At 71.1% G+C, this 26,249-nt stretch carries 18 protein-coding genes; 11 read left to right on the top strand and 7 right to left on the bottom strand.

The annotated features are described in order from the left end of the window. The 8 genes from ABD808_RS02265 to typA form a co-directional block, all read left to right on the top strand. Positions 1–2,520, top strand: a 2,520-nt coding sequence (locus ABD808_RS02265; RefSeq protein WP_344888796.1) for a TcpE family conjugal transfer membrane protein, incomplete at its 5' end; no start/stop codon positions are given. A 148-nt stretch (positions 2,521–2,668) separates the two neighbouring features. Continuing rightward, a complete protein-coding gene (locus ABD808_RS02260; protein WP_344888793.1) occupies positions 2,669–5,158 on the top strand; it encodes an ATP-binding protein in 2,490 nt (829 codons plus the stop codon). Beyond that, positions 5,155–7,629 carry a type IV secretion system protein gene (locus ABD808_RS02255; protein WP_344888789.1) on the top strand — a complete coding sequence of 825 codons (2,475 nt, stop codon included), beginning with the start codon at positions 5,155–5,157 and terminating at the stop codon, positions 7,627–7,629. The genes ABD808_RS02260 and ABD808_RS02255 overlap by 4 nt, the downstream gene beginning before the upstream one ends. Positions 7,630–7,635: 6 nt before the next feature. Next, positions 7,636–8,274, top strand: coding sequence for a hypothetical protein (locus ABD808_RS02250; protein WP_344888786.1), 639 nt, complete (start codon positions 7,636–7,638; stop codon positions 8,272–8,274). Then, entirely contained in the window at positions 8,271–9,338 is a 1,068-nt protein-coding gene (locus tag ABD808_RS02245; protein ID WP_344888783.1) for a C40 family peptidase, read from the top strand. The genes ABD808_RS02250 and ABD808_RS02245 overlap by 4 nt, the downstream gene beginning before the upstream one ends. A gap of 72 nt (positions 9,339–9,410) precedes the next feature. Then, positions 9,411–10,145: a Mut7-C RNAse domain-containing protein gene (locus ABD808_RS02240; protein ID WP_344888780.1), complete on the top strand. Its 735-nt coding sequence runs from the start codon at positions 9,411–9,413 to the stop codon at positions 10,143–10,145. Further along, on the top strand, positions 10,142–10,540 hold the full coding sequence (locus tag ABD808_RS02235; protein ID WP_344888776.1) for a (deoxy)nucleoside triphosphate pyrophosphohydrolase: 399 nt from the start codon (positions 10,142–10,144) through the stop codon (positions 10,538–10,540). Before ABD808_RS02240 ends, ABD808_RS02235 begins: the two co-directional genes overlap by 4 nt. Positions 10,541–10,706: 166 nt before the next feature. Continuing rightward, a complete protein-coding gene (gene typA / locus ABD808_RS02230; protein ID WP_344888773.1) occupies positions 10,707–12,560 on the top strand; it encodes a translational GTPase TypA in 1,854 nt (617 codons plus the stop codon). A 318-nt stretch (positions 12,561–12,878) separates the two neighbouring features. On the opposite strand, the gene ABD808_RS02225 is transcribed toward typA, so the two are convergent. The 6 genes from ABD808_RS02225 to ABD808_RS02200 all read right to left on the bottom strand — a co-directional run bounded on the left by ABD808_RS02225 (position 12,879) and on the right by ABD808_RS02200 (position 21,026). Beyond that, positions 12,879–14,249, bottom strand: coding sequence for an FHA domain-containing protein (locus tag ABD808_RS02225; RefSeq protein ID WP_344888770.1), 1,371 nt, complete (start codon positions 14,247–14,249; stop codon positions 12,879–12,881). Then, the gene (locus ABD808_RS02220; protein WP_344888767.1) at positions 14,237–14,956 is read right to left on the bottom strand and encodes a 4Fe-4S single cluster domain-containing protein; all 720 of its coding nucleotides are present in this window, start codon (positions 14,954–14,956) and stop codon (positions 14,237–14,239) included. Before ABD808_RS02220 ends, ABD808_RS02225 begins: the two co-directional genes overlap by 13 nt. Beyond that, complete coding sequence (locus ABD808_RS02215; RefSeq protein ID WP_344888764.1) at positions 14,953–16,869, bottom strand: AAA family ATPase; 1,917 nt, start codon at positions 16,867–16,869, stop codon at positions 14,953–14,955. The genes ABD808_RS02220 and ABD808_RS02215 overlap by 4 nt, the downstream gene beginning before the upstream one ends. Before the next feature lie 66 nt (positions 16,870–16,935). Next, positions 16,936–18,072 carry a response regulator receiver protein gene (locus ABD808_RS02210; protein WP_344888761.1) on the bottom strand — a complete coding sequence of 379 codons (1,137 nt, stop codon included), beginning with the start codon at positions 18,070–18,072 and terminating at the stop codon, positions 16,936–16,938. Next, positions 18,069–20,516, bottom strand: a complete 2,448-nt coding sequence (locus tag ABD808_RS02205) for a protein kinase domain-containing protein (RefSeq protein WP_344888758.1) — start codon at positions 20,514–20,516, stop codon at positions 18,069–18,071. Before ABD808_RS02205 ends, ABD808_RS02210 begins: the two co-directional genes overlap by 4 nt. Positions 20,517–20,528: 12 nt before the next feature. Continuing rightward, positions 20,529–21,026 (bottom strand): DUF4282 domain-containing protein, encoded by a 498-nt coding sequence (locus tag ABD808_RS02200; RefSeq protein WP_344888754.1) that lies wholly within the window; start codon positions 21,024–21,026, stop codon positions 20,529–20,531. 164 nt (positions 21,027–21,190) lie between these two features. Here ABD808_RS02200 and ABD808_RS02195 point away from each other — a divergent pair, with 164 nt between their 5' ends. After that, a complete protein-coding gene (locus ABD808_RS02195; protein WP_344888751.1) occupies positions 21,191–21,784 on the top strand; it encodes a prepilin peptidase in 594 nt (197 codons plus the stop codon). A gap of 6 nt (positions 21,785–21,790) precedes the next feature. On the opposite strand, the gene ABD808_RS02190 is transcribed toward ABD808_RS02195, so the two are convergent. Then, positions 21,791–23,836, bottom strand: a complete 2,046-nt coding sequence (locus ABD808_RS02190) for an LCP family glycopolymer transferase (RefSeq protein ID WP_344888748.1) — start codon at positions 23,834–23,836, stop codon at positions 21,791–21,793. Positions 23,837–24,030: 194 nt separating this feature from the next. On the opposite strand from ABD808_RS02190, the gene ABD808_RS02185 reads away from it, so the two are divergent. Beyond that, positions 24,031–24,879, top strand: coding sequence for a serine/threonine-protein kinase (locus ABD808_RS02185; RefSeq protein ID WP_344888745.1), 849 nt, complete (start codon positions 24,031–24,033; stop codon positions 24,877–24,879). A gap of 229 nt (positions 24,880–25,108) precedes the next feature. Further along, positions 25,109–26,047, top strand: coding sequence for an ankyrin repeat domain-containing protein (locus ABD808_RS02180; protein ID WP_344888742.1), 939 nt, complete (start codon positions 25,109–25,111; stop codon positions 26,045–26,047). Positions 26,048–26,249 lie beyond the last annotated feature (202 nt).

The following is a 26,249-nucleotide window of genomic DNA, read 5'->3' as shown; positions in this document are numbered from 1 at the left end:
CCCTGGATCGTCCTGCTCAGATTCGTCGGCGTCCCGTTCGCGTCGCCGTGGCACGTGCTGTACATCGTGCCGCCGTTCGTGCTGACCTGGCTGGCGACCCGTCCCGTCATCGAGGGCAAGCGCCTCACCGAACTCCTGATCTCGCAGGGCCGCTACCTGACCGAGCCCCGCACCTGGTGCCGCCTCACCCCGATCCGCGAACCCCGCGAGGTCGTCATCGTGGCCCGCGTCTGGCGCCGCGCCGGAGCGCCCGCCCCCGTCGCCGCCGCCGAACGCGCCGCGATCAAGTCCCGCCGCAAGCGCAAGCAGGCCGCCGCCGAACCCGCCCAACCCACCGTCGCGCCGCGCCCGACCGTCGTCCCGACCCCCGCCGCAGCCCAGGCCCCCGCCGTCGCCCAGACCCCCGCCCCGCCCCAGGCCCCGGCCGCCACCCAGAGCCCCGCCGCCGCGCAGAGTCCGGCCGCGCAAGGTCCCGTCGCGCAAAGTCCCGTCGCGCAAAGTCCGGCCGCGCGCACTCCGGCCGTGCAGAACCCCGCCGCTGCGCAGGGTCCGGCCGGTGCCCAGAGGCGTGCCGTGGCGCAGGGGCCTGCCGCGCAGAGGCCTGCGGGCGGGCCTGTTCGGATGCCGCGGCCGTCGGCCGCCGCTGCGCCGCCGCCGCTCGCGGAGTACGCGGCGCAGAGCGAGCCTCCGGCGGCTCCGCCCAAGCCGTGGCGGCGTACGCATCGCGACATCTCCCACGAGGACGACGTGCAGCCCGCCGCCGAACTCGCCCAGCCCACGGCGACGCCCGGGGCAGACGCCCCCGCGCCCGAGGCCCAACCCTCCGACGCCCCGGCGCCCGCCGCGCCCGAGTCCAGCGCTCCCGCGTCCGAGGCCCCGGCATCCGCCGCGCCCGCGCCGCCGTCCGGTAAGCGTGCGCTGGCGTCCGGTGTTCGACGTCCTGGCGCGCAGCCCGAGGTGTGGCAGGCCGCCGCGCCGCCGACCACCCGTCCGGACATCCCCCAGCAGTCTCCGCAGGTGGCGCGGCCGAATCCGGTGCCGTCACCCGAGCGGGAAGAGGCGAAGGAGCCGGAGGTTCCGGCGGCCGAGCGGGAACGTGCCGCCGAGCCGGTCTGGTCGCCGGGGGCGAAGCGGCGGGACGTCCGGCAGGAGCCCCCCACCGCGCCCGAGCAGGGACGGCAGGACCTCACCAAACGCGACGGCGCCCAGGAGAGCTCCAACGGCGAGGTCGGCGACAAGAAGGTCGCCGGATGGCGGACGTCCACGCCGCGGCCGACCGAGCCGCGACGGCGGGCGCCCGACACGCGGCCCGATGTTCCGGCGGCGCCCGCGGCGCGGCAGCCGGTCGAGCCCGCGCCGCCGCCGCGGATGGAGCCGCCGCGACCGTGGTCGGAGGGGCTGTCCCAGCCGTCGCGTCCGGCGCAGGTGCCGCCGCCCGCGCCCGAGCCGGGGCCACAGCCCCAGCAGCCCGTGCAGGCGCAGACCCAGCCGCAGCAGCAGGCCCCGGCTCCGCCGGAGCAGCAGGCGCCGCCGCGCGAGGTGCGATCGCAGCCCGCCTCGCCCGTCCGGCCACGGCCGTTGCCGCCGCCACCGGCGCCGCCGCCGTCCGGGCCCGCGATCACCCCGCCCGACCCGGAGCACGAGGTCACCGGCGGCGGGTTGCGACGGCTGTTCCACGCCGTCGGCGGCGGGCACGGCGACGTCGACGCCGACTACGAGCAGCGGTTGCAGCAGCCCTTCCACGGGACGCGGCACGTCGTCGTGCTCGGATGCACCGGCGGCGCGGGGCAGACCGTGACGTCGCTGATGCTGGGCCACACGTTCGCGCAGCACAACGGCGAACCGGTCGTCGCCATCGACGTGAACCCCGGCCCCGGCGCGCTGGCCCGGCGGACGCGCAGCGACACCAACGAGACGCTGACCGGGCTCATCACCCGGGCCGACCAGGTCGGCAGCCTCACCGCGATGCGCCGCTACACCTCGCAGGCCAAGTCGGGGCTCGACGTGATCGCCGCGGGCAAGAACCCGTTGCAGGCGCTGGACGACCGCGACTACGCGCTCGCGATCCGCACGATCGACCGGTTCTACTCGGTGACGCTGCTGGACGCGGCGGCCGCGGTCGTCGCGCGCGTCCTGCCGTACGCCGACCAGCTGGTGCTGGTCGCCCCGGCCAGCGCCGACGCGCCGCGCGCGGTCGCGATGACGTTCGAGTGGCTCGACGGGCACGGCTACGAGGAGCTGCGGTCCCGCGCGGTCACGGTGATCAACGGGGTGAGCCGCCGCAGCATGGACGACGTCGAGCAGGCCGAGGCCGTGGCGCGCGGCCGGTGCCGGGCCCTGGTGCGCATTCCATGGGATGATCACCTGAGCATGGACCGCGCGCCGCGCAACGAGCTGAGGTCGTTGCGCACGCCGACGCGGCGTGCCTATCTTGCCCTGGCCGGTGTGGTCGCCGGCGGCTTCACCGTCATGCCCGAGCGTTACCAGGAGTTCCAGCACGAGCAGGAGGCCAGCCGATGAGCGCCCCTCGCGGGCATCGAGCGGACACCGTCGGCGGGCTTGCGGTCAAGCCTGATCTTGATGACCGTCCGGACGGCGAACACTCTCCCGGACGGCGCTTGGCGGACGCCGCCGCGCCCGCACAATGGACCGGGGTGGGGAGGACGGCATGAGCAAGTCGAGCAGGCTGGCCGTGCGGTACTTCGACGACCGCGTGCTGCTGACCGACAACGCCGCCTGGGCGTACTTCCGGTTGCCCACGGTGTCGTACGAGTTCACGACCGACGAGGAGCGGGAGGCGCTCGCCACCAACATCACGATCGCGCTCGCGGGCATCCGCATGCAGGACGCCGAGGTGCACCTGCGGATCGCGCACCGGACGTACCCGGCGGCCGACTGGGCGCTGGCGCTCGACCGCACGTCCGACGACGGCGCCGGGTGGCGGGAGTACCTGGAGGAGACCTACGCGCACGTGTGGGCCAAGGATTTCTGGACGAAAGAGGTCTACCTCGGTGTAAGGCTCGGCCCGCGCGGGATGGGCGCGCACCTGTCCGGTGGCGTGCTGTCGCAGCTCCTCGGCTTCTACAAGCGCAGCGAGAGCGTCCTCGGCGTCCACGACGACGCGATCGACAAGAAGGAGACCGCCCGCTGGACGGAGCAGGCCGAACGCGTCGGCCGCGCGCTCGGCGGGTCGGCCCTGTACGCCAGGCACGCCACGTCGACGGAGGTGGCGTGGCTGTTCCAGCACGCGGTGACGGGGTCGCTGGCCGATCCGCCGCCGTCCGCCGTCCCGCGCCGGACGTGGGGCAAGGGCGAGATCGAGTCGCTGGTGGAGGGCGCCATCCACAACGGGCGCTCTTACCTGCGCGTCGAGCAGCCCGACTTCGCGGGCGCGAGCGGCGGAGCGACGGCCGCGTCGTACGTCGCGTACCTGTCGTTCGCGCGGTTCCCCGACCTGATGCCGTTCCCGGACGGCGAGCCGTGGTTCCACTATGCCGACGCGCTCCCGTTCCCGGTGGAGATCAGTGCGCGGATGAAGTTGATCCCGCCCGCGAAGGCGTCCAAGGACGTGTCGCGGAAGCTGGCGCACGCCCGCGACATGGACCAGCACATCCGGGAGGCGGGCGCGGAGGCGCCGATCGCGCTCGCGGAGCAGATCGACGCGGCGCGGATGCTGGAGCACGGCATCACCAAGGAGCGGCTGCCGTTCGTCTACGGGTGGAACCGGCTGATCGTGTCGGCGCCGACGGCGGAGCTGCTCGCGCAGCGGGTGGACGCGGTCGTCGAGCACTACCGCGACATCGGCATCGACGTCGTCAACTCCACCGGCGACCAGTTCTCCCTGTTCCTGGAGTCGCTGCCCGGCGACCGGATCAGGTTGAACGCCTACGCGCAGCGCCAGCCGCTGCGCACGATCGCGGGCGGCATGCCGGTCGCGACCGTCGACCTCGGCGACCGGACGGACGAGCACGACGAGGGCTGGATCGGCCCCTACATCGGCGAGACGCTGGGCCGGGCCAGGTCGATCGTGCATTTCGACCCGCTGGTCGCGGCGGCGCGGAACCGTCCGACCGCGGTGGCGATCACGGGTGAGCCGGGCGGCGGCAAGACGACGCTGGCGCTGCTGCTGATCTACCAGATGGCGCTGCGCGGCGTCACGATCGCGGCGATCGACCCGAAGGGCGACGCCGAGGCGCTGGTGGAGCTGTTGAAGTCACGGGGCAGGAGGGCGCGGATCCTGCCGCTCGGGTCGGCGGCGCCCGGCCTGCTCGACCCGTTCTCGTTCGGCGACGACCTCGCCACCATGAAGACGATGGCGACCGAGACGCTGCGGCTGCTGCTGCCGCGGATGTCGGAGGAGCGCGAGTCCGCGATGATCCAGGCGGTCGGCGCGGTCGCCAACGCCGAGCGGCCGTCGCTCGGCCGCGTCGTCGACTACCTGGAGGGCGCGGACGACCCGGCGTCCAAGAACCTCGGCGCGGTGCTGCGGTCGATGTCGGAGATGCGGCTCGCGCGGCTGTGCTTCGACCCGTCCGGCGGCGACCGCATCGACACCGCCGGGTGGACGACGGTGTTCACGCTCGGCGGCCTCACCCTGCCGGACGTCGCGATCTCGCGGGACGACTACTCCTACGAGCAGCGGCTGTCGGTGGCGCTGATGTACCTGGTGTCGCAGTTCGCGCGGCGCCTCATGCACGGCCTGGACCGGCGGATGCCGAAGGCCATCTTCCTGGACGAGGCGTGGGCCATCACCTCGACCCCGGAGGGCGCGAAGCTGGTGCCCGAGGTGTCGCGGATGGGACGGTCCCGCAACACGGCGCTGATCCTGGTGTCGCAGAACGCCGGTGACCTGCTGAACGAACAGGTGACGAACTGCCTGTCGTCGGTCTTCTCGTTCCGTTCCACCGAACGGGTCGAGGTAGGCAACGTGATGGCGCTCCTCGGCGTGGAGGCGTCCGAGGAGCACAAGGCCGTGCTGCGCAACCTGGGCAACGGCGAGTGCATCTTCCGCGATCTCGACGGCCGGGCTGGACGGATCGGCGTCGACCTGATCTCCGAGGAACTACAGCGTTGGCTGGACACCAACCCGACCCGGTCACGTCCGGGCGCATCCGAACTCACCGCCGCGGGGGCCGAGGTCGAGGAGGTCAGTCGATGAGGGGTCCCCGCGACCCGATGGCGCGCCTACAGCGCGCACCCGGCGAGGGCCTGGACCCATCGGTCCTGCGTCGGCGCCGCCTGCGGCTTCGGCGGCGGCGCCCGCATCCGGGGATGCGCCGCTCGGCGCTGCTGCTGATCATCATGGCGCTGTTCATGACCGGTCCGCTGGCACCGGCGTCCGCGTCGATCCCGAAACCGTTCCCGTCGCCCAACGACGTGTGCAAGCCGGCCGACAATCCCGCGCCGGAGCAGTACGGGTCCGGGACGGACGGCATGATCAAGCCGCCGGACTACCCGAACAAGGCACTGCGCGACACCCCGGTCGAGAAGCTGACCAACTACGACCGGTACGGCACGGCCGGGCAGTACTGGTACGCGGTCGACATGGGCTGCTCCGACGCGATGGCGTTGATGGGCAATGGCATCGCCAACACCGTGTTCACCGCCGTCCGGGCCATCGACCGGACCACGATCAGCGTCTACCAGGCGGCCGCGTCCGACTCGCTGCTCGGCTGGCTGAAGGACACCGTCGACGGCGTCATCAGCGACATGGGCAAGACGTTCAACGCGCGCTACTGGTCGTGGGTCGTCATCCTCGGCGCGATGTGGCTGGCCTGGTGGGGGCTCGTCCGCAAGCGCGCCAGCAAGGTCACCGAGGGCGTGATCTGGATGGTCGTCGCGATGACCGCGCTGGTCTGGCTGGTCGCGCGGCCCTCCGACTTCACCACGCTCGGGACGAAGACGTCGGAGGCGACGGGCGCCGCGTTCGACGCCGCGTTGCCGCAGAGCAACACCAAGGGCGGGGAGTGCGTGCCGAGACCCGGCGGCAAACCCGACCCGTCGGCGGCGGAGAACCTGGACGACACGACCCGCAACGCGAACCGGCTGTGGGTGGCGCTGGTCTGCAAACCGTGGTTGCAGGGTGAGTTCGGCACCACCGACCCGAACGCGCAGGTCGTGAAGGAGAACGCCGACAAGCTGTTGTGGTCGCAGGCCGTCGACCTGCCCGAGACGTACGGCAAGAACAACAGCGCCGACCTCGGGAAGAAGGCCGACGCGTACAAGGACGTCGCGGGCAATCTCAAGGAGAAACATCCCGAGGCGTATCCGCTCTTCCAGGGCAAGAACTGGGAGAACCGGCTGGCGATCGCGTTCGGCGGGCTGCTGGCGGCGCTGGTCGCGGGCGTGCTGATCATGGTGATCGCGATCGCGTTGATCGTGGTGAAGATCGCGTTCCTGTTGCTGCTGGTGGCCGGACCGATCTTCCTCGGGATCGGCATCCATCCGGGCATCGGACGGGTGATCGCCGTCCGCTGGCTGGAACTGTTGCTGTCCATGCTGCTGAAACAGGCGGCGCTGATCGGCGTGCTGTCGCTGTTGCTGTGGGCGTACGGGCTGATCCTCGGCGAGACGCTGCCGTGGGGCCTGCAAATCCTGCTCATCGCGCTGGTGACGTTCGCGGCGTTCGTGTACCGCAAGCCGTTCCAGCACCTGTTCTCCGCCGTCGGCTACGGCATGGTCGGCTCGCGGGAGAAGAGCGAGACGCAGCTCGACCGGTCCGTCTCCACGGCGCGCCGGAACTCGATCGCGGCCGTCGCTCCGTTCGGCGCGGGCGGGTTCGCCCGCTGGGCCAAGCGGGAGGCGACGTCCGAGTCCGCGGCGACGGCCGGGCAGCGCGACGCCTCGGCGGCCGCCCCGGTCGCGGCCGACCGCCGGGGCGTCGGTGCGGGCGAGGGCCCGTCGCCGGAGGACGCCCCGGTGCTGGCGGCCAGGCCGCGCGGTGGCAGTGCCGCCGCGCATTCGCGGTCCCGGCGGGGCGCACCGCCGCTGAACCTGCCGTCCCGCGCGGGCGCGCTCAACGGGCGCGGCTCGGACGACGGACCGTCCGAGCCCGCCGAGGGCGTGGTGGTCGGCGGCGGCAAGTCGGCCCCCGGCTCGGGCCGGGCGTCGTCGCGCCCACCGTCCTGGACGGGACGCGGCGGTTCCGGCGGCGGAGGCGGCGGTAGCGGTGGTTCCAACGGTGGCCGCGCCTCGGGCGGCGGTTCCGGTGGTTCGGGCGGCGCCGGTGGGTCCGGCGGCGGCTCGGCCGGTGGCAACGGCCGCGGTTCCGGCGGCGGCGGCGGGGGCGGCTGGTTCGGCAACGGCCGGTCCTCCGGTGGCGTGGAACGCGGACGTGGCCGCGGTGGCGGTTCCAATGGCGGCTCGGGTGGCTCGGGCGGTTCCGGTGGTTCCGGTGGTTCCGGCGGGTCGGGCTCGGGTGGCGGACGGTCCGGCGGATCGGGCGACATTCCCAGGCAGCGCGGCACCGGCGGCGGGACGGCCTCCGGGTCCGTGCCGGGGTCCGGGACGGGCGGTGGGCAGAAGCCGCCGCCGCTGTGGGCCAGGTCCGGTTCGCAGGAGAGCCCGCCGCTGCCGTTCTGGCTGCGTCCGGTCGATCCCGCCGAACGCCTGCCCGGTGAGAACGACTGAGCGGCGATGAACCTGAACGACCGGCAGCGCAGGCTCCTGTTCGCGGGGATCCTGGTACTGCTCACCGCCGCGGGCCTGTACTTGACGTTCGCCAAGCCCGACGACGGGCCGGACCGTCCGGAGGCCAAGTCGAGCGAGTCGGCCACCGCGCCCCCGACCGGCCCGGCGTCCCCGCCGCCCGGCATCCAGACGCCCGTGAACCCGAACGACTTCGACATCTACCGGCTGCTGCCGTTCACCCGGCAGGAGTTCGCGACCGCCGCCGACCTCGCGCAGCGGTTCGTCGCCGCCTACGGGACGTACCGGTTCGACGAGCCGCCCGAGACGTACTCGCAGCGGCTGGCCGGTTTCGTCACCGACGACCTGCGGACGCAGCTCACCCGGGACGCCACCACCCCCGGCCTGCTGGAGGAGCGCCGCCGGGAGCAGATCGTCGCGCGCGGCTCGGCGTCCCTCGACCAGGTCCGCACCATCGAGGACAACTCGATCATCTTCGTGGTGACGGGCACGCAGCAGGTCACCAAGGGCACCACCGAGTCCAGCGACAGCCGCAAGTACGCGGTCACCGTGACGCGGAACGGCGGCTCGCTGCGGATCTACTCGTTCCAGCCCGCCGACGCCGGGCAGGCGGGTGACACCGGATGACCCGCCGCGTAGTGATCTTCGGGGCGGTCGGCATCGCCGCCGCGATGTTCTCCGCGCTGCTGTTCGTCCCGATGATGTTCGGGGCGAGCCGGTTCCTGTTCGGCGGCGGCCTCGGCGGAGGCGGCTCCAACTGCGTGAACGTCGCGGGGGCCGGTGCCCAGCCCGCCGCGGCGACCGACGCGAAGGCCATTCCGGCGAACTATCTCCAGTTCTACCGGACGGCTGGCGGCAAGTACGGCATCCCGTGGAACGTCCTCGCCGGGATCGGCAAGGTGGAGACGGGGCACGGCACGTCCAACCTGCCGGGCGTCAAGAGCGGGGAGAACTACGCGGGCGCGGGCGGCCCCATGCAGTTCCTGGCCGCGACGTGGAAGGAGTTCGCGGTCGACGGCGACAAGGACGGCCACAAGGATCGCTACAACCCGGCGGACGCGATCCCGTCCGCCGCCGCGTACCTCAAGCACAACGGCGCCCCGACCCGGATGCGGACCGCGATCTTCCAGTACAACCACTCGTGGGACTACGTGAACCTCGTCCTGGAGTGGGCGAAGCGGTACGCGGGCGGCGCGTTCGAGGTCGTCCAGGCGAACGGGATCAACTGCGAGGACAACGAGCTGCCGGCGAACGCCAGCGCCCTCATCCAGCGGATCATCCAGTTCGCGCTGGCGCAGCGCGGCAAGCCGTACGTGTTCGGCGCCAACGGGCCGGACGCCTGGGACTGCTCCAGCATCATCCAGGCCGCGTACCGGACGGTCGGCCTGAACATCCCGCGCACGACCTTCGAGCAGTGGCCGTTCGGCAAGAAGATCAAGAAGGGTGACGAGCAGCCCGGCGACCTGGTGTTCTTCAACTCGGGCCCGGGGACGGCGTCCAACAATCCCGGGCATGTCGGGATGGTCGTCGGCAAGGGCAAGATGATCGTCGCGAGCTGCTCGACATGCGTCCCCGCGATCGGCGTGAAGTCGTACAAGCGGCCCGACTGGGTGGGCGTGACCCGTCCGCTCGCGCGGCCCGACCTGAAGAAGAAGGCCAGTGAGCTGGCCGCCGGTCAGACGGGCGGCTGACACCCCGAACGCGCGCCGCCGCCGCCCCTACAGGAAGCCGATAATGCGGAGGGGGCCGGGCCCGGACGTGGCATGCTGATCGTCGTGGAGTCCGAGATTTCCATCCGGGTCGCCGACGAGCTGTTGATGTTCCTGCCCGCCGCGCGGCGGATGCCGGTGAGCCGCGTCCCGTGGGACGGCACCTCCACGCTCGGGCATCTCGTGGAGTCGCTGGGCGTCCCGCTGCCCGAGGCCGGGCCGATGACCGTCGGCGGCGAGCCCGCCGACCCGGCCGACCGTCCCGATCCGGGTGGCGAGGTGCGCGTGGCGGCCGTGCCGCGTCCGCAGCGCGTCCCGCTGGAACCCGGTCAGGACGCGCCCCGGTTCCTCCTCGACGTGCATCTCGGCACACTGGCGCGGCGGATGCGGCTGCTCGGCCTCGACACCGCCTACCACAACGACATGGACGACCCGGCGCTGGTCGTCCAGGCCAACGCGGAACGCCGCGTCCTGTTCACCCAGGACCGGGGCCTGCTGCGCCGCCGCGCGCTGTGGTTCGGCGCCTACGTCCGTGGTTCCCGTGCGGACGACCAGCTGGCCGACGTGCTGGGCCGGTTCGCGCCCGTTTTGCGGCCGTGGACGCGCTGCACCGCCTGCAACGGCGAACTCGTCCAGGTCGACAAGCGCGAGATCGAACGCGACCTCGAAGCGGGGACGCGCCGCAGCTACGACGTCTACGGACGCTGCGCCGACTGCGGGAAGGTCTACTGGCGCGGCGCCCATGGCGACCATCTGGAGCGGATCGTACGGAAGGCGGTCGGAGCGTGACCGACAAGCTCACGGTCGTCGGCGCGGCGATCATCTCGGACGGGCTGCTGCTGACCGCGCAGCGGGCCGAACCCCCGCACATGGCGGGCGGCTGGGAACTGCCCGGCGGGAAGGTCGATCCGGGCGAGTCGGACGAGGACGCGCTCGTCCGCGAATGCCACGAGGAACTCGACGTCAAGGTGCGGCTCGGCCGCAGGATCGGCGACGACTGGTTCCTGAGCGACCGGGCCCTGCTGCGCGTGTGGACGGCGCGGGTCATCGAGGGCGAGCCCCGCGCGCTGGAGCACACGGCCCTCCGCTGGCTGTCCCGGGACGACCTGTACGACGTCGACTGGCTCCCCGGCGACCGCCCTGTGATAGACGCCATAGCCGCGCTGGACCTACTCAAAAGGTGACAAAACCCCTGCCTTTGGGCAGTTCCGGGGGGTGTGGCGGGTCGGCCGCCCGCAGGGGACAGGCCCGGTTCGAAAACGGCGGGATGGGGTGGTATGCAGGGCCAAGTAGACTGTGCTTGCCGCGTGTGTGCGGCCGATCCCGAACTCTCACGCAAGGCGAGCCCGCATGCCCATCTCCACGCGCGACGATCTCCGGAACGTCGCGATCGTCGCTCACGTCGACCACGGGAAGACGACGCTGGTCGACGCCATGCTCTGGCAGTCCGGGGCCTTCCGCGAGAACCAGGACGTCGACGACCGGGTGCTCGACTCGAACGACCTCGAGCGCGAGAAGGGCATCACGATTCTCGCGAAGAACACCGCCGTCCGGCACGGCGGGCTGACGATCAACATCATCGACACCCCGGGCCACGCCGACTTCGGCGGCGAGGTCGAGCGCGGGCTGTCCATGGTGGACGGGGTCGTGCTGCTCGTCGACGCCAGCGAGGGCCCGCTCCCGCAGACCCGGTTCGTGCTGCGCAAGGCCCTGGCCGCGCGGCTGCCGGTGATCCTGGTCGTGAACAAGACCGACCGTCCCGACGCCCGCATCGACGAGGTCGTCGACGAGACGTACGAGCTGTTCATGGACCTCGACGCCGACGAGGACCAGATCGACTTCCCGATCGTGTTCGCGTCCGGCCGCGCCGGGCGGGCCTCGCTCGACAAGCCCGCCGACGGCGAGATGCCCGACAGCCCCGACCTGGAGCCGTTGTTCGGCGTCATCACCGAGACGATCCCGGCGCCGTCCTATGACCCGGATGCAACGCTCCAGGCGCATGTCACGAACCTGGACGCGTCCAGCTACCTCGGCCGGATCGCGCTGTGCCGCGTCCACGCCGGGGCGATCAAGAAGGGCCAGCAGGTCGCGTGGTGCCGCCACGACGGCAGCGTCGAGCGGGTCCGGATCACCGAGCTGCTGATGACCGAGGCGCTGGCCCGCAAGCCCGCCGACGAGGCCGGTCCCGGCGACATCATCGCGATCGCCGGAATCCCCGACATCATGATCGGCGACACCATCGCCGACCCGGACGACCCGCGCCCGCTGCCGCTGATCACCGTGGACGAGCCCGCGATCTCGATGACGGTCGGCACCAACACCGGGCCGCTCGCCGGACGCGAGAAGGGCACCAAGGTCACCGCCCGGATGGTCAAGGACCGGCTCGAGCGCGAACTGGTCGGCAACGTGTCGATCAGGGTGCTGCCGACGGAACGTCCCGACACGTGGGAGGTGCAGGGCCGCGGTGAGCTGGCCCTGGCGATCCTCGTCGAGGGCATGCGCCGCGAGGGCTACGAGCTGACCGTCGGCAAGCCGCAGGTCGTCGCCAAGACCATCGACGGGAAGAAGCACGAGCCGGTCGAACGGCTCACCGTCGACATCCCCGAGGAGCACCTCGGCGCGGTCACGCAGCTGATGGCCGTCCGTAAGGGCCGCATGGAGCATATGACCAACCACGGGACCGGCTGGGTCCGGATGGAGTTCCTGGTCCCGGCGCGCGGGCTCATCGGGTTCCGCACCGAGTTCATGACCGAGACGCGCGGCACCGGCATGGCGCACCACGTGTTCGAGGATTACGAGCCCTGGTTCGGGGAACTGAGGACTCGTCCCTCCGGCTCACTGGTGGCCGACAGGAGCGGCGCCGCCACCGCGTACGCGATCACCAACCTTCAGGACCGCGGCACGTTCTTCGTGGGACCGACCACCGAGGTGTACGAGGGCATGATCGTCGGGGAGAACTCCCGGTCCGATGACATGGACGTCAACATCACCAAGGAGAAGAAGCTCACGAACATGCGGTCCTCCACCGGTGACGAGCTGGAGCGGCTCACCCCGCCCCGGCAGCTGTCCCTGGAGGAGGCGCTGGAGTTCTGCCGCGAGGACGAGTGCGTCGAGGTCACGCCGGGTGCCGTCCGCATCCGCAAGGTCGTCCTGGACGCCAGGGAACGCGAACGCACGCGGGCACGTCTGAAGCGAACGGGCTGAGCCCACCGTGCCGAACCGACACCGTGCCGAATCACGTGGCTGAACCCCCGCAAGGCTGATCTTCCGAGAACCAGGCGTTACGGCGGGCCGACGTTACGGCCGACCGCGGCGGACCGAACGTCCCGACCGAGCGCTGAAGGGACGGGGGCCGTCCGGTACCTGGCGGCCCCCGTTCGCTTGTCCACGGCCCGCTTGTCCACGGCCCGCTTGTCCACGGCCCGCTTGTTCCCGGCCCGGCAACGGTGACCAGACGGTGACCAAAATGGCGGCGGCCCCGAGGGAGAACCCTCGGGGCCGCCGTTCGCCGTTTCGCGGGTGTCAGCTCAGCTGGACGGTCCCGGTCACGTCGGCGGCCAGGCGGAGCTGGTCGCCGTCGCGGAGCGGGGCCTCCACGCCGCGGGGGAGACGCTCGCCGTTGACGAACGTCCCGTTGGTGGAGCCCTCGTCACGGACCCAAGCCGTCCCGGACGGGTCGAGCCACACCGTCGAGTGGCGCCGTGACACGTTGTCGTACTGCGTGAACGTGGACGCGACGGGGGACTGCCCGGCGTCCCGTCCGATCACCAGGTGCTGCCCGACCGACACCTTGAGCTCGCCGGTGGGGAACAGCACCCGCAGGACGGGCGTGCCCTTCTGCGGCAGCGGACGCAGGCACGAGTCGCACTGCGCGGCGCCCGGGTGGGGCAGGACGGCCTCGCAGTACGGGCACATGAACGCCGTGCTGTCGGGCTGCCGCCCCTGGTTGTGGTCGGGCGGCAGCAGCGTCGCCTCGCGCCCGTGCGGGGGCGGCATCGGCGGCTGGCCGCCGGGCTGCGGCGGACCGTACTGGTTGTCGGCGGGCCCCTGCTGCGGCAGGCCGTACTGGTCCTGCTGCTGGTACTGCTGGTCGCCGCCGCGACCGTACTGGTCCTGCTGGGGCGCGTACTGCTGGTCCTGCTGGGGCGAGTACTGGTCCTGTGGGGGAGAGTACTGCTGCTCCTGCTGCTGGTAGTCCGGCATCGGGGGCTGCTGCTGTTGCGGCGCGCCCCAGGGGTCCTGCTGCTGTTGCGGCTGCTGTTGGGGCAGGCCCCACGGATCCGGTGACTGCTGCGGCATCGGCTGCTGGCCGCCCTGCGGCTGCGGCGAACCGTACGCGGGCTGCCCATGTTGCGGTTGCCCGTGCTGACCCTGCTGCTGCTGGCCGTGCTGCTGTTGACCGTGTTGCTGCTGGCCGTGTTGCTGTGGAGCGTGCTGGTCGGGCGCCTGCTGCTGCATCGGCGGACCCCACGGGTCCTGCTGCTGCTGTGACTGCGGCGGCGGGCCCCACGGGTCGGACGACTGTCCGGGCGGGCCCTGTGGCTGCGGCGGCCCCTGCTGCGGTGCCTGCTGGTGGGAGGGCTGGTGCTGGGGGGCCTGCTGCTGGTACGGGTCGGGCGCCTGGCCGTAGGACGGCTGGCCGCCCTGCGGCGGCGCGGGCGGGCCACCGTACTGCTGCTGGCCTCCGTACTCCGGCTGACGACCGTACTCCGGCTGGCCTCCGTACTGCGCGCCCCCCTGCTGGGGGCCCTGGGGCGGCGGGAAGCCCCGGTTCTGGTCGTCGAATCCGCGCTGGGCACCGCCCGCCCGGGCCAGGTTGGCCCCGCAGCTCATGCAGAGCAGATCGCCCTGCTGGAACGGTTCGTCACAGACAGGACAGTTCAAGGTCGCCATGACACATCCCCCGAGCGCACCCCGGCGCGGTAGAGCCTCGACGTGAGGTGCTCCATGTCACCCCTTCGCGGGATCCCGATGTAGTACACCCGCCTTCCCTCCGGCCCTTCGTCCACGGACACCTGCACTTGGGGCCCTGTTCCTTCTCCAGTCTTCCCGATGTCGGCCAGTGCCCCGTACCGTTCCCGCCCCAGTGCGGACAGCGGCACGACGCGCTGGTTGGCCGACCCCCTCCAGAGTAGGGAGCCGCCCTGGGACTGTCGCCCCCCCGGGTTGAGCCGATCGACATACGGCCCGGTGATCACCGCATCGCACATGTCCAGGATCTCGCGGGACTCACCGCTACGGGTGAGCCGAGAGTAGACATATCCGCTGTAGACCAAAATGTCCAACGCAATCGTCTCATGGTCAAGGCCGTCTCGCCACGCGCGGATCCCTCGCACCAGTGCCGCCAGCGCCTCGGGCTGCTGGAACGGCTCACCTCCGGAAATGGTGATTCCGTCGACCGGTCCGGGCAGGGAGGCGAGCCAGCCGAGGACCGCCTCGACCGGTACGGCCCTGGCCGGATCGGCGTCCCAGGTGTCGCGGGACAGGCAGCCGTGGCAGTGCAGCGTGCAGCCCTGCGTCCAGATGCCCGCGCGGGTCCCGGGGCCAAGAGTGGTCACCGGATAGTGCGCCTTGGCGAGCAGCAGTGTGCCGGACGTCACTGAAGTTCCAGATGGACGATGCTGCCCTCGCGCCGGACGCCGGTGACGGTGATCTTCTCGTCCGCGACGAGTTCGCGGTCGAACAGTGCGCGCGCCAGCGGGTTGACGAAACACGACTCCAGTGCCATGCCGATGCCGCGTCCGCCCTTGTCCAGCTCCTCGGTGCACCAGCCGCGCAGCGTGGTCAGCGCGTCGCTCTTCACCGCGAGGACGAGCCGGTGCTCGTCGGTCACGCGGCGGCAGATGTTCGCGAACTGGAGGTCGAAGATCTTGTGCGCGGCCTCGGCGGAGATGAAGTCGAACACCACGATGTTGTCGCCGAACCGGTTGAGCAGCTCGGGACGGTTCAGCACCTCGGTGAAGTGGCCGGCGACGGCGCCCTTGATGCGCTGCTCCACCTCGTCGTACGTCATCCCCGGTGTGATGTTCTGCACACGGTTCGGCGAACCATAGGGGTTCGAGTCGCGGGTGGTCAGGTCGGTGCCCGGGACGTACATCCCGAGGTTCGAGGTGAAGATCAGGATCGACTCGGAGAAGTGCACGGTGTTGCCGCGCCCGTCGGTGAGGCGTCCGTCCTCCAGGATCTGGAGGAACTTGTCCAGGATGCGCGGGTGGGCCTTCTCGATCTCGTCGAAGAGCATCACGCGGAACGGGTCCTCGCGGACGGCGTTGGTCAGCTCGCCGCCCGCCTCGTGTCCCACGTAGCCGGGCGGCGACCCGATCAGCCGGTCGCCGGACCCCTCGCCGGAGAACTCGCTCATGTCGAACCGCAGGTAGGCGGACTCGTCCCCGAACACCAGCTCGGTGATGGCCTTCGCCAGTTCCGTCTTGCCGGTGCCGGTCGGCCCCGCGAAGAACAGCACCCCGCGCGGACGGCTGCCCGACCGGGTCGCCTGCGCGCCGGAGAGGCCGAGCACCGCCCGCTTGAGGATGTCGAGCGTCTTGGTGACGGCCTGCGGCTGCCCGATCACCCGCTCCGGGACGCGTTTCTCGCCCTCCAGCACCCGCCGCCGCAGATGGCCACGGCTCCACGGGTTGTCGAGCACACCGAGCTTGTAGGTGCGGACGGCGTCCGGCAGGTCGGCCAGGTCGACGTTGCGCTCCTTCGCCAGCCGCGTCACCTCGATCATCGACTGGAGGGTCAGGCCGTCGGCCTGCTCGGCGAAGGCGTCGCAGGCCGCGGCGGCGATCTCGTCCGCGCCGACGTCGCTGACCCCGAACGCGCGGGCCAGCAGCCGCGCCGTCTCCTGCCGGTCGCCGAGATGCGGGCGCGGGATCGTGATCTCGCGGATCGTCTCGTTGTCGGTCGTCAGCCACGGCGGCAGGTCGCCCGGCCGCTCCACCAGCCACACGATCGGGTTGTACAGCGGCTTCGGCCGCGGACCCGCCACCCGGACGGGACGCGCGCTGCGCGACAGCTTCGCGCAGAACCGGAAGAAGTCGCGTTCGGCGGGCTCCAGGTCGGTCGGGGTGCGGGCGATCCGCGACGCCGAGTCGATCACGAACGCGGCGCGGATGTCCTCCTTCGGGCGGGCGACCGCGGCCAGATGCCTGGTCAGCGCCTCCAGCGACGGCCTCTCGTCCGCCTTGACCTTGCCGATCAGCCGCTCCGCCGACCGGGCCGCCTCGTCGCCGATCTCGTCCCCGGCCTCCGGGTACACCTGGAGGCCGTCCACCGGGTCGTACACGATCATGCAGGACGCGCCGCTGGAACGCAGCGTCTCCCACAGCAGGCCGCGCAGCGGCAGTAGGCGGGCGGGCCCGACGACGTCCGGCGGCGGCGCGAGGAAGCTGTCGTGCAGGTTGCCCGACAGGACGTACTGGGAGTGGACGGAGAGGGTCGCGTCCATCTCGCGGATGAACGGCGGCCAGCCTTGCAGCCGTCCCCCGAGAGTCGGCGATTCAATGCTCATACCTGCTCCTCGCGGAGGGAGGATCCCCCGCGCCCCCCGGGTTCACTCCCGATCATGTCCGGCACCTCATGTACGACGCTCGCGGCGGCGCTCATGTTGCCCCGCGCGGGACCCAGTCTGCCGTGACGTGGCCGAAACCGGCAGCTCACGGACCCCCGGGTCGAGTCGCCACGCCACGTCGGAGCGGACTCCGGCGTCCTGGAGGCGGGCCCGCGCGGCCTCGAACGCCTCGCACCACTCCCGCTCCCGCTCGACGTCGACGCGCCGGTCGTCCTCGCTTTCGGCGGGTCGCGTCCGCACCATCGACGCCCGGACGTGCGCGGCGTCGTCGACCCGCATCCGGACGCTGTGGTCGGGCCAGGCGCCCTTCGTGAGCGTCATGCCGCCGTCGCCGTCCGCCGTCAGGGTCTCGAAGCCCGGCTGCACCTCGTACCCGAGGTCCTCGAACGCGGCGGTGATCGAGTCGAGGACGTAGCGGCGCTCGGCCTCGGCCTGCTCGGCGGCGTCGAGCTCGTCCGCCAGGCGTTGCTCCTCTTTACGGCGCTCCTCGGTGCGGCGGTTCGCGTCCTGGATCCGCAGCCTCACCTCGTGCAGGACGCCGTCGACCTCTTCTGCCGTCTCGATCCCGGCGAGCAGCCCGGCGGCCTCGGCGACGGCGCGGCGTTCCTCGTCGTCGGCGTCCGGGAGCAGGCGCGCCATGATGCGGGCGAGATTCTGTCGGACGTCCTCTTTACTGTCGGTGGTGGGGGGAGGTGGTTTCTGTGCCGTGTCGGATTGGAGCCCTTCTGCGGGGACGGCGAAGACCTGCGCGGTTACCTCGGCCGCCAGGTGTTCGGAGAGTTGGTGCTCTGCTTCGTCAAGGAGCCGGTCTGTGGCTGCGCACCACTCGATCAGCTCTTCGGCGGGACGGTCGTCGAGGGGCAGCGGCGGCGGGAGCGTCACGTCGGCTCCGAGCGTGGCCCGTGTTTCGGCGAGCGCCTCGATGCGTGCGTTGCGTCGCACGACCTCCCGCAGCGCCCGCTCCTGCGTCTCGACCTCGGCGAGCGCCGCCGCCCGGGTTTCCGCGCGTCCTTCCGCGAGGGCCGCCAGCGCCTCCGCGCCCCGGCCCGCCATCCCGGCGCCGCGCCCGAGGACGCGGTTCATGCCCAGGGTGAGCACCACCGCCATGTCCAGGGCGATCTCCGCCTCGACCCCACTGCTCACGTTTTCCCTCCGCCGCTTCGAGACTCCCGCCACCGGTGCAGCCGCATGCCCGCCGTGACGGCGTGCGCGAACGCGCCCACGGCCATCACCAGCAGCCACAGCAGCGTCCCGAGCGGCATCACCGCGCCCAGCAGGAACAGGACGACCACCGCCGGGAGGAATCCGACGAGCAGCAGCATGCCGCAGCCGCCGCGCCCGGTGCGCCGCGCGGCTCCCGACACCGACCGGGTCGCGCCCGACACCTTCGACAGCGCCCGTCCGGCCGCCGACAGCACCGTGGAGAACAGTGACCATGGCCCGCCCGGCAGGTAGTCGGTGCCCTGGGTGCGTGCGAGCATCACCTCGCTGCCGCACTGCACCCCCCACGCGAGCACCGACGCCACGACCAGGAGACCGGCTGACGCGCCGGACGACCGCTGGAAGCCCCCGACGGAACTGGAACCCGTGTCGTCCACGCCGAACAGGGCGTCGACGATCCAGCTGCCGAGCAGCCAGAACCCGAGGAGCGGCAGCGTCCACAGCACGGCCCGGGTCATGGCGGCGTTGACTCCGGCGAGCCGTTTTCGCTCGTGGTCTGCCCACTGCGCGCGGAGCGCCTCGTCCTGCCGCGCGGCGGTCAGCCGGTCCCGCTTCTGGACCTCGGCCTCCAGGACGGCCTCCGGCGCGGCGAGCGACACCGCGAGCAGCCGCAGCGGATCGTCTCCGGCGCCGTCCGCCATCCAGCCGAACCACGGCGCCGGTTCGGGGAGGGACGCGCGGGCTCGTGCCGCGCCGTCCGCGATCAGCCGTCCCGACTGCTCGGGACGGGCCGCGAGCGCCAGCAACGTCAGCAGGACGACGGGCGGGTCGTCGGCGCCGGCGTCGGGGAGCCGCGCGTCGAGCCCCGGGGGAGTGGCCTGCTGTGTGCGCAGCCAGCGGGCGAGGTCGTTCCACTCCGCCGCGTGGGCACGCCACTGGTCGTCGACGCGGGCCAGTTCGCGGCCTCCGCCGAACCCGGCCAGCACCCGCAGCAGGCCCCGCTCCCACAGGTCCAGGCCGATTCGGCAGGCCAGCCGGTGGTCGGGATGGCGGCGGTCCCCGGCAAGGACGGCGAGGTTCGGCAGATCGTCGGCCGTCATCCGGCGGCCCAGGTAATGAGGTGGCAGATCCGGGTCGAGCCAGTGCACCAGATGCAGCAGCTTCACGTCCGGTGGCAGGCGCGTCGTGAGGTGGCCGTCCACCAGGTCGTCGCGGCCGTCGTCTTGGATCTCTGCCAGCCAGTCGCGGAGGCTTCGCCACGCTTGCCCCGACTCGCCGCGTCCGAAGAAGTGCTCCGCGGCGTGCTCCCAGTCGTCGACGAGCTCGCGTGCCAGTTCGTCGCGGCGGGTGAATCGCCTGCCCTTGAACGCGAGCCCGCCGCCCGCGTCCGGCCGAGCGCTCTCTTCGGCGACCGGTGGGGAACCGCCGTCCAGCCACTCCCGCACCTGCGCGCCCGTCCAGCGCTGGCGCGGGTCGCGGGCCAGCAGCCCTCGGCACAGCAGCCGCAGCCCCGGATCGGCGACGTCGTCCGCGCTCACCGGCCGCGTCGCCAGATGGTCCACCACCACTGTTTCGCTCATGCCCTGAAACGGGGAGCGGCCGGTCGCCATCTCCCGGACGATCATGCCGAGCGACCACCAGTCACGCGCGGGCGACACCTGCCCCGACAGCGACTCCGGCGCCGCGTAGGCCAGCGTCCGCGACGACGACGCGAACACCACGCTCTGGTCGAGGACCCGGCTCAACCCGAAGTCGGCGATCACCAGCCGCACCGGGTCCGTGCCCAGGACCAGCACGTTCTCCGGCTTGAGGTCACGGTGGACGATGCCCGCGCCGTGCAGGGCCGCCAGGCCGTCCGCGAGCTGCGCCGCGAACTCGCGGGCGGTCGCCACGGGCAGCGGCCCGTCTTCCAGCAGTCCCCGCAGGTTGCCGTCCGGCGCGTACGCGGCGATCTCGTAGTCGCGGCCGTCCGCGTGCCCGGTCTCCAGGATCCGCAGCACATGCGGGGAGTCGAGCGCGGGAAGTTTCGCCCACACCTCCCGGTCGGCGCTGTACCCGCGGCGGAAGATCTTCGCGACGTACTCGTCGCCGTCGTCGTCCCGCACCAGCAGCAGATCGGACTCGGCGCCCTGCACCGGCAGCTCCCCGACCACCTGGTACCGCTCGCCCAGCGCCCCCGGCAGCCGCAGCAGCGGATCGCCGGGCGCCGTCCCCTCCCGCCGCGTCTCGTCCGCCGCCCGCGGCCCCGGCACCCGCGCGTCGCGCCGCGTGGCCCCGCTGTCTCGCCGCGCGTCGTCGTCCGGCCGCGCGTTGTCGTCCTGTCGCGCGTTGTCGTCCTGTCGCGCGTTGTCGTCCTGTCGCGCGTCCCGCCGGGTGTCCCGCGACGACGTCCCGCCATCGGACCCCGTCCCGTCGAACTCGCCCACGTCGGACCCCGCCTACGTCTTGTCCTTGATGATCCGCAGATACTCACTGATCTTGAACTGGTTGATCACGAACTCCAGGATCAGCCGCGTGACGAGCAGTTGGAAGATCCAGATGAACGGGGTCGCGACCAGCAGCGCGAGGCCGAGCCCCGAACCGTCCACCAGCAGGGCCAGCCCGTACCACGCGAGGATCAGGTCCATGAGGGTGATCGAGACCAGCGCGAGCGCGTAGACGGCCTTCACCAGCTTCGCGGTGATCATGTAGTCGAAGCTCAGGTCGAGCAACGTCCCGACCACACCCTTGCGCGCCGGGACGCGTGGCGGGGGCGCCCACCCCTGCTGCTGTTCCTGCGGCCCGCCCGGCGGCGGCCCCGGCGGCCCCGGCGGGCGGGGGCCGGGCAGCGGTGGCGGCCCATAGAAACGGGCCGAGTCGGGCTCCGGCCGAACGGACTCCGGATGGACGGGAACCTGCGGGCGTGGTGGATGACCGGGATCCGGCTGGTGCGTCATCGCTGTCGTCTCCAGAGTGGGGCCGCCTACACCGGAACTCTAGAGCCTGCGCGCCGCCGCATGCCGGAACGCGACGACGGACCGGCCGGCCGCGGGCCCCCGGTATCGTGCGGGGGCCGAGATCGTAGGGGCGAGGGTCGATGGTCGCGTTGCTGCTAGTGCCCGTGGGGTTCGCTGTCGGCCTGCTGCTGACCCCCCTCGCGGCACCCTTCGTGGAGGACGTTTCGCGCCGTCACCGGATGGCAACGGCACTGCTAACGGCGGTCACCTTTTCCTTGCTCGGATGGCGTGTCGGGCCCGAGCCCGTCCTGCCCGCACTGCTCTACCTCGCCGCCGCCGCGACGCTGCTCGGCTTCATCGACATCAAGACCAAACGGCTCCCGGACCGTTTCACCCTGCCGTCCTACGCCGCCGTGGCCCTGCTCGCCGCCGCCGCACCATTCAGCGACAACGGGCCCGAACGACTCCTGCACGCGCTCATCGGCATGGTCGCACTGTTCGCCCTGTTCTTCCTCCAGGCGTTCTTCGTGCCGTCCGGGATCGGCATGGGCGACGTCAAACTGTCGGGAGTCCTCGGCCTCTACCTAGGCTGGTTCGGCCGCGACACCTGGATACTCGGACTCCTGACGACCTACCTCCTGGGTGCCCTGGCCGGGATCACGATTATGATCGTCCGCCGCACCCGAAAGGGCGAGTTCCCCTTCGGCCCCGCTATGCTCGCCGGGACGCTCATCGCCGTCCTCGCCTCCACGAGCTGACGGACATCAGTCCTTGCACAGGTTCTGATCGCCCTTGACGCCTCCGCCGATCTTGTTAATGGTCGGCGGAGCGAGCCGGATCCCATTCCTCCCGATGACGAGCCGCACCCCACCCGCCGGAGCCTTGGCATCAGGGGTGAGCAGCGCGTCCGGGACGTCCCGCGCAAGCGCCGACGCCTGCGCCTCCGCCGACGGCGCGAACACAATGCGACTCTCCGGCACCGCCGCGCCCTTCTCGACCTTCTTCGTCACCTTGAAACCACGCAACCGAAGCTGCTTCACGATGCGCTTGACCAACTTGTCCCGCGCGCCCGCGTCAACGATGGTGACGGGCACCTTGCCGGGCTGCGGCGGCGCCTGCTTGGCCTGGACGGGAGGCGCCGCGGGCAACTCATTGTCATGACGGACCGCGTCGAACAGCGGCTCGGCCAGCTCCCGATTCCACTGGACGCGGTTGGCGTCCGGCGCGTACCGCTCGACGGGCACCGTCACGAACCGCACCTGTCCAGCGCTCATGCCCTTGACTCCGTCGGCGAGCTTCCGCATCGCGGACAGATCGAGTTCATCATCCGTCGTCACCGACTTGGTCGCCGCTTTCAGGAACTTGTACGTCTTCTTCGGATCGGTGAGGACCTCACCGCTGGTCGCCTTGTCGACGACGGCGGCCATGAACTTCTGCTGCCGCTCGATCCGCTCCAGGTCCGACCCGTTCCCCAGCGAGTACCGGGCCCGCACATACCCCAGGGCCTGCTCACCCTTGACGGTCTGCTTCCCGGCCTTCAGATACAACTCCGCCCGGGGGTCGTTCACGGGCTTGTCAACACAGATCTGCACACCGCCCAGGGCGTCCACCATCCGTTTGAACCCCGAGAAGTCCACCTGGACGAAGTGGTCGATGTGAATGCCGGTAAGAGACTCCAGCGTCTTCCACGTGCAGGTCGGCCCCGCGAACGCGAACGCCGTGTTCAACATCCCGAACCGTCCTGGAACGGTCCCACCCTTCTCCTTCTTGCACTCCGGAATCTTCACCATCGAGTCACGCGGAAAGCTGATCCCGACCGCCTGATCCCGGTTAGGCGACAGATGCAGAATAATCGCCGTATCCGACCGCGCCCCCGAAATCTCGGCAGCACTCCCATACCGGGCGTTGTCTCCCGCACGCGTATCAGACCCAATCAACAAGATATTGAGCGACTTGTTGAGTTTCCGAGGCCGCTCACTACCAAGCTGGTCAGTAACATGCTTGGTCTTAATCCCCCCAACCAAATCATGATAAAGCCACGCCGCTCCCGCACCCCCAAGCAACACAACAACCCCCACCCCAACCGCGACCCACCGCAAAACCCTCCGCCCCCGCCCCCGAGACTTCCCCGTCCCCCCACCACCAGCACCGCCGTCGCCAGCTCCGCCACCACCGCCAGCCTGCCCCCCACCACCTTCAGCCGCGCCAGCCCCCTCCACCTCGTCCGGCCCAGACCCCCGCTCCTCAGACTCACCAACATCCCCAGCCGCGTCATCCCCACCCGAACCCACCACGCCGCCCTCTGGAACGTCCTGCCCAATCGCAGCGGACACGCGTCCCGCCTGAGTAGAGGCCCCCTCGCCATTGTCCTGCTGTTGCGTTTCGGGCTGGAGAGTGTTGTGGCTGGGGGCGCCCGCTTGGACGGCGTTTGTGGAGTCGGGGGGCGTTGCCGCCTGTTGTTCGCTCTGGTTGTCTGCTGAGGGAGCCTCGGCAGCGGCGGGAGGTTGGCCGGGTTTGGGGGTGGTCTGCGGCGAAGACTCGTTGGATGGCTTGTCGGTTTCGGCGGTCTCGTGGATGCGGGTCTCGTCGAACACGATGCGTGCTGTTGCTGACCTGCTCTTTTCGCCGGACGCGCTCGGGCCGGATGCTGGGTTTTCGCGGGGTTGCTCCGGTGCGGTGGCCGCTGGGCCTCCGGCTCGCGGGGTGGAGGCAGGTGTCGCTTCGTTTCCGCTGCTTGTGGAGGCGGCGGGGGTGGTGTGGGCGGCCTCGTCCCCCGCGAGATCGTCGCGGCCGGGGTCTTTGTCGCTCATCGGTCCCGTCTCGGCGCAGGCCCTGGTCAGGGCGCGTGGTTTGCGTGGTTCGTCAGTCTATGAAGGTGGCGGGATCACGAGGGAGCGTGCACCTCCTCATTGTTGGATGCGCGAGACGTCCGTTTTGTTGACAGAGGGGCGAAACCTGGTCTCCTGTCGGACGGGGTCGGTTCGGGTTTCCGTACGATCGGTGCGTGAACGCGGGGTGGGTGATCGGCGGTCGGTTCACGATGCTGGACCGCATTGGGAGCGGCGGCACCAGCCGTGTATGGCGCGCCTACGATCATGCGGAGCGGCGTTACTGCGCGGCCAAGCTCGTTCGGCAGCGGGGGCCGACGTCGATACTGCGGGTCGTCCGAGAACGGGCGTTTCAGCTGGCACATCCGCATGTGCTGACGCCCTATGCGTCATGTTCCGCGGACGAAGATGTGCTCCTGGCAATGAACCTGGTCAGCGGTGGTTCGCTGGAGACGCTGCTTGGGGACTACGGAAAGCTGCCACCCGCTTACGCCGCCGAGGTCTTGGACCAGTTGCTGGCCGCCTTGAGCCATATCCACGGCGCGGGCGTGGTGCACCGGGACGTGAAACCCGCCAATCTGCTGCTGGAGCCGAGCCCGGTGGGCGCGCCGCACGTTCGGCTGGCCGATTTCGGTATCGCGTTGAGCGATGACGGGATGCGGTTCACCACTACCGGCTTCAGGGTGGGCACGCCGGGATACATCGCCCCCGAAGTCCTGGACTGGAACAGGCCCGGCCCGCGCCAGGACCTGTTCGCGGCGGGCATGGTCTGCTGGCGCATGTTGACCGGCGCGGGTGATCCCCATCCGCGTCAGCGGGTCGGTGAACCGCCCGCCGATGTGCCGCCCCTGCTCTGGGCAGTTGTCGCTCGACTGTGCGCCTCTGACCCCGCACAGCGTCCCGACACCGCCGACGCCGCGCGCCGAGCCCTTGCCGCTTGCCACCTCGACCTGCGTTTCCCCGTCCGCACCCTGGACGGCGAACTGCTACAGATCTTCGACCACCTGGGCCCACCGCCTCGCTGACCCCCACAACCTCCAACCTGGGGGTGAAGAGTGAGGATCGCCTGGACAGCGGCGGTTTGGCGCGACGGTATGACGAACTTCCTTCCGGATGGTCGCCGGTGATCTCGGGGCGGCTGTTCGGGGGACGGAGTGGGATGTTTTCCGGTGGTTTTGAGGAGGGCTGGCGGTGTTCGTTTTGTCGGTGGCGGATGGGACGGTGTGGCCATTCCAGTGAGAAGGAGGATCTGCCGTGGACGAGTCCGGATGGCCGTATGTTCACCCGCATGACTGGACGGACGTCGAGAAGATCCGGGCGCTGTTAGAGGGCGGTGCCGATCCGGACGGTGAGGCGAACTATGGCGTTCGGGCACTGCACCTCGCGGCGGAATACGGCTCACCGGCGGTGGTCGCGGAGCTCGCCGAGCGCGTGAGCGACATCGACGCCGAGGATCACGGGCGGAGCGCGCTGTGGGTCGCGGTGTGCCATCACCGTATGGACAACGTGCGTCCCTTGATCGAGGCGGGTGCTGATCCGTGGCGCACGATGATGGGAGGGTGGTCGCCCGGACGGCTCAGCCTCGCGGGCGCGACGCCGGACCTGTTCGAGGTCCCTGAGAGCGAGGCGGGGCTCTCGGCCGCGGAGTCCGCGTTGGTCGTTTCCGCTCTCCGGCTGAACGAGATGTTGGACGACGCCGATCGGTACAGCGAAGGCTTGAGCCTGGCGTGTGTCGCGGGCGTTGGTGCGGAGGAGGCGGTGCGAGCGCTCGGCGGGAGCACACTGACCGCAGCCGAAATCGACCCGCAAGAGGAAGACGACATCGACATCATCGGTGTCACCGATGTCCCGGGAGGCTGCGTCCTCAGTCAGCCCTGGGGATACGCACCACAGATGCCGGGTGTCATGGCGCGCCTGTCCGTGGGCACCTTCGCCTACGGGCTCTACGCCAATCCCAAGAGCGGAGACCAAGGGTGCATCTCCGAGAACGGCGCCACCACGGCCTGGGATCTCAGCCCCGGATATCCGGGGTCCGCTGCGACGCCCCGCGATGTTCTGGTCGGCTACGTGACGCCGCACAATGCAATCGCCCACTGCTTCGTCTATGCGGGGCTGGAGCCGCGAGATGCCCGGTCGGTCGAAGGGCCGCCAGACATCTGGATGCGGCTGCCGGAGCTCGATTGGTGGAAATGATCGGCGACCCCGGTCGCCTGGGTATGTGCGGCGCGCTCCATGGTGAGCTGACTACGTCGTTGTCGATCGTGGTGTGTGCCGGACAGCGGGTGGCGGGTGGCGGATGGAAGACAGTGGGCGGCGGGCAGTGGGTGGCGGGCCGCGGGGTGGGCGGCGGCTGGGCATCGGTGGGGTCTGCGGCTCGTTCTGGGCTCCCGACGTA

The organism is Actinomadura meridiana, assembly GCF_039537545.1.
In the GTDB taxonomy this organism is placed as follows: Bacteria; Actinomycetota; Actinomycetes; order Streptosporangiales; family Streptosporangiaceae; genus Spirillospora; species Spirillospora meridiana.
Note: the sequence above shows the minus strand (reverse complement) of the source record. Positions and strands in the feature narration are given on the sequence as shown.